The 8,604-nt window shown below is 44.4% G+C and carries 6 protein-coding genes; 1 reads left to right on the top strand and 5 read right to left on the bottom strand.

The annotated features are described in order from the left end of the window. The first annotated feature begins 239 nt into the window (after window positions 1-239). Complete coding sequence (locus tag JOD21_RS17900) at window positions 240-941, top strand: DsbA family oxidoreductase (protein WP_204730880.1); 702 nt, start codon at window positions 240-242, stop codon at window positions 939-941. 45 nt (window positions 942-986) lie between these two features. Here JOD21_RS17900 and JOD21_RS17895 read toward each other — a convergent pair whose 3' ends face one another. From JOD21_RS17895 to JOD21_RS17875, 5 genes are all read right to left on the bottom strand, one after another. Beyond that, window positions 987-2,405, bottom strand: coding sequence for an alanine/glycine:cation symporter family protein (locus JOD21_RS17895; RefSeq protein ID WP_204730882.1), 1,419 nt, complete (start codon window positions 2,403-2,405; stop codon window positions 987-989). Between the two features lie 366 nt (window positions 2,406-2,771). Beyond that, complete coding sequence (locus tag JOD21_RS17890; RefSeq protein ID WP_204730879.1) at window positions 2,772-3,812, bottom strand: SDR family oxidoreductase; 1,041 nt, start codon at window positions 3,810-3,812, stop codon at window positions 2,772-2,774. Window positions 3,813-3,924: 112 nt separating this feature from the next. Continuing rightward, on the bottom strand, window positions 3,925-6,999 hold the full coding sequence (locus tag JOD21_RS17885; RefSeq protein WP_204730878.1) for an efflux RND transporter permease subunit: 3,075 nt from the start codon (window positions 6,997-6,999) through the stop codon (window positions 3,925-3,927). Window positions 7,000-7,404: 405 nt separating this feature from the next. Beyond that, window positions 7,405-8,157, bottom strand: a complete 753-nt coding sequence (locus JOD21_RS17880; RefSeq protein WP_204730877.1) for an HAD family hydrolase — start codon at window positions 8,155-8,157, stop codon at window positions 7,405-7,407. A gap of 19 nt (window positions 8,158-8,176) precedes the next feature. After that, window positions 8,177-8,494, bottom strand: coding sequence for a thioredoxin family protein (locus tag JOD21_RS17875; protein WP_204730876.1), 318 nt, complete (start codon window positions 8,492-8,494; stop codon window positions 8,177-8,179). Window positions 8,495-8,604: the final 110 nt, after the last annotated feature.

The following is an 8,604-nucleotide window of genomic DNA, read 5'->3' as shown; positions in this document are numbered from 1 at the left end:
CATTAGAGAAAAGCCGTCCCGGAAGGGTACGGCTTTTCTGTTGCCTCAAATATGACCATGAAAGTAATCAACGTGTGAATGCTTTGACGCTTACCTCTTTTCTATGAAGACCTACCTTTATCCTCCGAACCCACCACATTTTTCTCCGAACCACCACACCTCTCTACAAGCAGATCCTTCGATAAACCAAAACAAACATTGTAAGATAACACTATCAACACATCAGGAGGGATTCACCTATGAAAATTGAAGTATGGTCAGATTACGTTTGCCCATTTTGCTATATCGGTAAGAGAAAACTTGAACATGCACTGAACAACTTTGAGCATAAAGATCAGGTCGAAGTCGTCTACCGCAGCTTCCAGCTTGATCCGGACGCGCCTAAGAATGCAAGTGAAGATACTGTTTCAGCACTTGCGAAAAAGTATGGTATGTCTTACGATCAGGCAGTTGACATGACAAACAATGTAGTCGCACAGGCGAAAGAAGTCGGCCTGGATTATGACTTTTCAAAAATGAAGCGCACGAATACGCAGGATGCGCACAGACTGACGCACTTTGCTGCTGAACACGGAAAAGACGGCGTGCTCACTGAAAAGCTGTTAAGTGCTTATTTCCTTGAATCCAAGCATATTGGCGATCATGATCAGCTTGTTGCCATTGCAGAGGAAGCTGGTCTTAATGGTGAGAAGGCACGTGAAGTACTTGAATCAGATCAGTACGCTGCTGAGATGAACGCAGATATTCAGAAAGCCGCACAGATCGGTGTATCCGGTGTACCGTTTTTCGTGCTTGAAAATAAATACGCGATCTCAGGGGCACAGCCTGATGAGGTATTTACCCAGGCACTTGAAAAAGTATGGGAAGAAACCAATCAGTCACCTCTTGTTAACGTTGGCGGACAGGGAAATGCCTGCACAGACGATTCATGTGACGTATAACCAGAAAAAATTCCGGGACATTCATTGTCCCGGAATTTCCTTATGTTATGAAACTTTTTCATCCTTCTCCTTCGTAAATGTCTCGTGTACTTCTTCCCAGCAATCAGTGTTTTTAATGCCCAGTGAGGTTGGTTTGAAAATAGGGTCAAGTCCCATACGACGCTGCGCTTCATAATCTTTCAGCACTTTAATGGCAATACCGCTCAGCAGCACAATACCAATCATATTAATGAGCGTCATAAGCGCCATAAACACATCCGCCATACTCCATACCATGCCAAGACTTGCATATGAACCAAACATCACAAGTCCCATCGTCAGAACGCGGTAAACGTTGAGGGCAGTTTTGTTTTTCCTAATAAACTCAATATTTGTTTCACCATAATAATAGCTGCCGATAATGGAACTGAATGCGAACATAAAGATGGCAAGTGCGATAAAGATACCTGCCCAGTCACCAACCTGTGCACTCAGGGAGCTTTGAAGCAATTCAATTCCCTCAAGTCCGCTTGCCTGATAATCAGTATTGACCAGAATGATAAAAGCTGTCGCAGAACATACAATCAGCGTATCGACATACACGCCAAGCGTCTGAATGAAGCCCTGTTTGGCGGGGTGGCTGACGTTTGCAGTCGCTGCTGCGTTTGGTGCACTACCCATACCGGCTTCGTTGGAGAAAAGTCCACGTCTGACGCCCTGCATAATGGCAGCACCAATACCGCCGCCAAGCGCCTGTTCAAACCCGAACGCGCTATTAATAATTGTCATAAATACAGCAGGAATCTGTGAGAAATTCATGACGATGACGACAAGCGCAATGACGATATATAAAACCGCCATCACAGGTACAATCACACTCGAAAAGCTGGCAATCCGGTGTACGCCTCCGAATATAATCAGACCCGTTAACACAGTCACGATCCCGCCAACAATCAGACGATCAATGCCAAAAGCACTTTCAAATGCCAGGGAAATCGTATTACTCTGCACTGAATTAAAAATCAATCCGAAAGTAATCGCAATGAGGACCGCGAAAATAATGCCCAGCCATCTTTTATTCAGACCGCGCTCAATATAATAAGCGGGTCCGCCTCTGTATGCACTGCCATCTCTTACTTTATACACCTGTGCCAGTGTGCTCTCAATGAAGCTCGTCGCACCTCCGAGAAGTGCCACGATCCACATCCAAAACACAGCTCCGGGTCCGCCAATGACAATGGCGACTGCAACACCGGCAAGATTTCCTGTACCAATTCTTGTAGCAGCCCCGATTGAAAATGATTTAAATGAGCTGATACTCTTCATACCGTTTGGCACAACAGACTTGTCACCAAGTACTTTCACCATTTCTTTTAAATACCTGAACTGCACAAATCTTGTGGCAATCGTAAAGTAAACACCAGCTCCAAGTAACACTGCAATTAATACATACGTCCATAAAACATTGTTAATCGAATCAATCATTCCCTGCAATTTAATCACCTCATAAGTCTAAATTATTTGAATGTTGTATAATATATAAAAATTATTATTCATTGTAAATAGGAGATTACAGGAAAGAATATTGATTTATAAGTGTTTTAGAAGCGTTAATTGGAATTATTTATACATTGAATATACAAAATATGAATATTCATTTCCAAGCATAAAAATGGAAAAACGCTTTACTTTAGCAAGTATATGCGTTGGTGTGTTAAAGTGATTTCCATTAGTTACTCGAAAGATTATATCAGCATAAAACTCCTGAATTTGTTGAGAAAAATTTGTGGCAGATATCAGAATCATATAAAAAAGCTGTGACATTATCGTCACAGCTTCTCATGAAGATATTTAATTTTCTTTGAAATACGTGCTGATCAGCATCTGATATTGCTGGTCAGTTAATTCAAACGCCGGATAGCCTGCAGCTTCAAGTAAGGCTTTCGTGTTTGGATCCTGAAACACAACCGTTCTTGAAAGGTACGAATGAAACACACTCATCGGTGCGTTGATCACTGCATCCTCCTCAGATAGATCGACTGCATCTGCTGTTACTGACAGGTTTTCCACGCCGCTTTCCTCTCTGATCCATTCCATCACAGTTGCATTATCCGGTGCTTTATTGTTTGAAATGTGATAAATGGTGCCCGCTTCAGCATGATCAGCAGCTGCTGTCAGGACGTCCACTACATAATTAACTGGGACGACATTATTGGCAGCTTCGGGATCACAGAGCAGCTTAATCATTTTATCCTCACTGACCCGTCCGCGTGCGATCAGCTTTTTCAACAGCGCTACAGCTTTTAGCAGGCCGTATAACGCAAACGTTGTGTCAGCTTCGCCGGTACTTGTGTCACCCACAATGATTGAAGGTCTGAAAATACTGATCTTCATCTCATTCCGCTTTTCCCAGACAATGTGTTCAGCATGGTTTTTACTTTCTTCATAATCATTTACAAATGCTCTTTCTGTTGAGTGAATCTCCTCTGCTGCTATATCTGAAAGGCCTGACGTATAAGCAGTACTCACGTGATAAAGTGCAGGGATCTGCAGTTTTTCTGCTAACTCAAGCGCATGGGCCGTGCCATCCACATTGGCTGTGAACGTCTTTTCACGATCTTTTGGGTCAAATGATAGAAAAGCAGCGGTATGGTACAAAATATCAATTTTTCCGTTCAGTGATTCAGCTTCAGTTATGCCAAAGTCAGGCTGTGTAATATCGCCTTCGACAGGATGGATTCTTTCAGTCTGATCTGACGGAATTTTTTCTATGAATTGATTAATCTTTTTTCTGCTTCGTACGACTGGGTAGAGGGTGTGTCCTTTATCTAAAAGCGAAAGCATTAATTTAGAGCCTACAAATCCTGTAGCTCCAGTCAGCATGATATTCATCGCGATCTCCTTTTTACAAGCATTCACGGTTCATTATAACAAAAGGGGGAAGGCGATTAGAAATATAAGCACAAAACAAAAGAGCCGTCCCGATAGGACGGCTCCGGCTCAATTAATATTGACCGCTCTTTTTCAATTCTTTCCCTTTACGTCTGAAACGCAGGAATACAAGGTAGAGCATTGGAACAATAATCAATGTCAGCAGTGTGGAGAATGCGATACCTGCAATGATTGTAACCGCAAGTGGTGTAAAGAGTGCATCTCCGCTTACTGCAACAGGGATCAGGGCTACAATGGATGTGAGCGCAGTCAGTACAATCGGACGGATTCTGACGCGTCCTGATTCAATCACGGCATCCATAACCTTCATGCCACTGGCAACACCCTGTTCGATAAAGTCAATGAGAACAACTGAGTTCCTCACCACGATACCTGTCAGTGAAACCATACCCATAACAGCAAGGAAGCTGATCGGCGTCTGCGTGACAAACAGTCCAAGAATTGCCCCTGCAATTGCCAGGTACACTGCTGTCAGTACAAGGAATGGCAGTGACAGAGAGTTGAACTGGAAAGCAATCAGCAGGTAGACAAGAAAGATGACAATTGTAAATAATAAAATGATCTCTGAGAAGAAGTCATTCTGTGCTTCATTTTCCCCACCGATCGTGAGTGAGTATTCTTCACCCAGGGATGAGCGGACGTCTTCAACGATATCAGTTGTTTTTGCTTCAAGATCTTCCACATCTCCAGGGAAAGCACGGATTGTAATCGCGCGTTCACCCTCTTCATGCTGAATCCGCTGCAGCTGGGACGTTTCTTCAGCTGTAACAAGGTCAGAAAGCGGGATCAGCTGAGGAGGACCCTGCTGCGACTGGGCAGCGACTTCGATCTCATCAAGCGGAATTTCCTGTCCTTCTTCAACCGGATCAACGAGTACCTTCATATCGCGCTGCACAACGCCATCATCAAACGAAGCCATTGGAATGCCTTCAGTGACAAGGCGGATCTGCTGGCTGATGGACTGAATACTGATGTCATTTTCTTCTAGAGCGGCCCTGTCAGGTACATATGATATCACTGGCTGTTCTTCTCCAATGTTATCAAGCACTAAATCAACGCCCAGGTCCTCAATTTGTGTCATGACATCATCACGAATGGATGTAAGTTCCTCAAGTTCAGGTCCTTTTACAGTAACGGTTACAGGTGCTCCTGATGGTGGCCCCTGTTCAATTGTATTCATGAATATGATTGCATCAGGATACTGGCTTCTCAGTTCATCTGTCCAGTCTTCGATCAAGCCCTGGGCTGTCTGATTTTCACGGTCAACCCTCGCAACGATCTGTCCTGTATATTCACCTGTTGTATTGAGTGAGCTGTTGAAAAGATTCGGCAGTCCCGTTCCGGCAAAGACGCTAGTTTCATATACGCCTTCATCCTGCGCAAGTAGGTCTGCCATTTCAAGCAGTGTGCTTTCAGTCTCTTCAAGCGGCGTACCGATTGGAAGCGTTACATCAACGGTTACTTCTTCGCGGTCAGCTGCAGGGAAAAACTCGAACGGAGTCAGTACGACTAGTCCGAATAGCAGCGTTGTAACGATCAAACCGACTGCACCTGTTAATAAAGGCTTTTTAGCCGTTTTTCTCAAAATACGGTCTGCATAGAAATCAGCAATTGCATTCAGCGGTTTGCCAAGCAGTCCCGGTGAATCTGACATTTTTTTAGAGGTGTTGCGGTAAAACGTGTAGCGAAGCATTGGTACCAGTAATAGAGCAACGATTGTTGAAGCGATAATCGTTGTAATCAATACAGTAGGCAACGCTCTGATAAAGTCACCATTTCCTCCAGAAAGGAAAACAAGAGGGAGGAAGGTGAATACAATTGCCAGTGAAGAAGTCACAATTGATACCCAAACTTCTTTTACACCCGTGACAACACCCGGAAGTGCTTTATCACCAAGCTTGAATCTGCGCTGAATATTATCATTGACTACAATTGAGTCATCAACAAGAATACCAAGTGCAATGATGACCCCGATCACTGAGATCTGATTCAGGTCAACGCCAGCCCCAGGCAGCGGGATAATTCCCATCAGCACTGACATTGGTACAGCAATCGCAACGACGATCGCACCACCTGCAGTCAGGCCAAGTGAACTTGTCACAATAACCGCAAGAACGGCAATGGCAAGAGAGAAAAACAGCCCCTGGAATATGTCATTCACAAGATTTGCCTGTGAATAATAAGGTTCGAGTGTAATATTGTCAGGCAACAGTTCTTCAAGTTCAGCAACTTTCCCCTCAGCTGCTTCACTGACTGAAGGAATATCTTCGCCTGATTCTAAGTATGTTGTAACAGAAACCGCAGGCTGACCATTAAAAGTGATCAGGTCTTCAGTTTCTTTCGGCTGTATGTCAATCGTTCCCACATCACCAAGCAGCACAGCTTCACCTGCGGGGTTCTGTCCGATTACAACCTGCTCCATTTCATCCACAGATGAATAGGATTCAATAGATAGTTGATAAATGGTATCTTCCTGTTCCTGTTTGCCAAGCGGAACAGGGTTGAATTCTTCTTCAATCGCTGTCAGTACCTGAGGGAAGGCAAGACCGTTTTCCCCGAGATCCTCACTGTTTAAAGTAAGTATAATTTCTTCTTCCTGAACACCTTTAACTGTCACACCTGAAATGCCGGGTACAGCAGTCAGCTCTTCTTCCCATGTATTCATCACTGATCGTAAGCCTTCGAAATCTTCACGGCTTTCAGCAGTCAGCATATAAGATGAGACAGGGAAGTTTGCAGCGGCTTCGCTGACAGTAGATTCAAGTACTTCTTCAGGGAACCCGGAAGAGGCATCAGATACTTCCTGTCTAATCGCTGAAAGTGTTTCCTGCTTATCAGCGCCACCCGTCAGCTCCACGATAATCTGTGAGAATCCTGCAGCTGATGAAGACGATACGCTCTCGACACCATCTAAGCCATCAAGATTCCGTTCAATCGGATTTGTGACGGTTCGTTCCACCGTTTCAGGTGTTGCCCCGGGGTACGGAGTGGAAATGGTCGAGATGTTAATCGACGTTTCCGGAATTTCCCGCTGTGGCAGTTGCAGAAACGTCAGTACACCGACAATAAGGAATAATACAAATAAAATCATAAATATTTTTGATCGTTTCAGCACCCATTCAAACATGGTTGCACCTCCAATTGTTCTGTTGATAGACTAACTTTTTCACAAAACCGACAGTTGTGTCAAGAATGAAGGTGCCGGGATGTGTTTTTTGTTTTGGAAGCAGAGGAGGGGGGAGCGTAGACCCGGATCTACGCCACGCCCACTTGTGCAGATACGACACTCGCTTGTGCTCATACGACCTTCCCCGGCGACAATGCGACCGCCAACCCGGGTGTATCAGACCTTCGAGCAGCTGAATACGACTTTCGCTGAGCGATATGCGACATCCGGGCACTGCGCCGTGCCCTTAGGATAAAGTATTTTGATTTCTTAAAAGCATGAAATGGGTGCGGCACCGTCCCCAGCCACCCCAAAACAAAAACCCGGAAAGGTTCAATATGAACACTTTCCGGGTCTGCATATACGCTATGAGTCCCAACTCACACATATGTCATTCACGCTATTCAGCGTAAAGTCCGATATCGAAGCAAGTTCCTCTCTGATATCATCATTTTCATTCACGCCAATACTTTTACATCCTGCAGCTTTGGCCATCATACAATCAACTGTACTGTCCCCGATCATTAACACTTCGTCATGTGGAACGGTAAAGTCACGACATATTTTTTCAAGCATATCAGGTGATGGCTTGCCATGCTTAACGTCTTCGGGTGTAACGATAAAGTCAGCGTCATGAAACCCGAGAAGATTAAGACAGGCAAGTGTACGCTTACGGTTGTCTGAAGTGGCGATGCCAATAATATATCCTGCCCGTTTCAGATCATTTAAAAGACTGGCTGCGCCCTGGACAGGTGTGAATGCTTCTTCGATATTCAGAGAATCGTTGCTGTCGGTAAGCAGCTTCTCTGCAAGTGCGAGCGATTCAATCCATGGCTTTTGTGTATGTCTGTACAGGAGTGCAGCAATGACTGTTTTTTCTTCCGTTTCACTTGCGACAGCCAGCAGTCCGGCCGGGTCGACTCCTGTTTCATTGACGCCCATGATCCTGTCCCATTCTTCGCCGTGGTGAAGGCCTGTCAATGAGACGAAACGCTTTTTCCGCTCTTTATTCAAAGCTTTCCAAAATGGCTCTGCCTGAAACAGCGTACCGTCTTTATCAAATGCGATGACTGAAGCTGAGACAGGGACTTCATTGACGTGAATCGTTCTGGCTGTCATGGCGGACCTCTCCTCTGGCTTATTTTTGAGCGTCTAAGAACTCTTTTACCTGTTCAGGGCTTTTGGCATTTGCTGAATGAAGGTGAGCTTTCTTTTCACCGTTTTGGAAAATCAGAAGACTCGGAATCCCCATCACTTCCTGTTCATCAGCAATTTCCGGCAGCTCATCACGGTTAAGCTCGTACCAGCCGTATTGATTGTAAGTATCCATAATATCGTCAATAAACATATCCATTCTCCGGCAATCCGGACACCAGTCTGCAGTGAATTTCACGATTACCGGCTCATCTTTATTTACTGTTTCTTTAAATTGATCATTATTTTTAATTCCTTGCATGTTCATCCCTCCATAATGAGATGATAAAAGTTTTCATCACAAAACGCAAAGTATAAAATTAATGATAATGATTCTCAAACTCATTGACTCATACGGAAAAACAAGCTAGA

This window comes from Jeotgalibacillus terrae, assembly GCF_016908195.1.
Taxonomy (GTDB): domain Bacteria; phylum Bacillota; class Bacilli; order Bacillales; family Jeotgalibacillaceae; genus Jeotgalibacillus; species Jeotgalibacillus terrae.
The sequence above is the reverse complement of the archived record's forward strand: the minus strand, read 5'-3'. Positions and strand labels throughout refer to the sequence as shown.

Coding starts and splice junctions, on each gene's coding strand:
- JOD21_RS17900 (WP_204730880.1), top strand. CDS start 240: ATGAAAATTGAAGTATGGTCAGATTACGTTTGCCCATTTTGCTATATC.
- JOD21_RS17895 (WP_204730882.1), bottom strand. CDS start 2,405: ATGATTGATTCGATTAACAATGTTTTATGGACGTATGTATTAATTGCA.
- JOD21_RS17890 (WP_204730879.1), bottom strand. CDS start 3,812: ATGAATATCATGCTGACTGGAGCTACAGGATTTGTAGGCTCTAAATTA.
- JOD21_RS17885 (WP_204730878.1), bottom strand. CDS start 6,999: ATGTTTGAATGGGTGCTGAAACGATCAAAAATATTTATGATTTTATTT.
- JOD21_RS17880 (WP_204730877.1), bottom strand. CDS start 8,157: ATGACAGCCAGAACGATTCACGTCAATGAAGTCCCTGTCTCAGCTTCA.
- JOD21_RS17875 (WP_204730876.1), bottom strand. CDS start 8,494: ATGCAAGGAATTAAAAATAATGATCAATTTAAAGAAACAGTAAATAAA.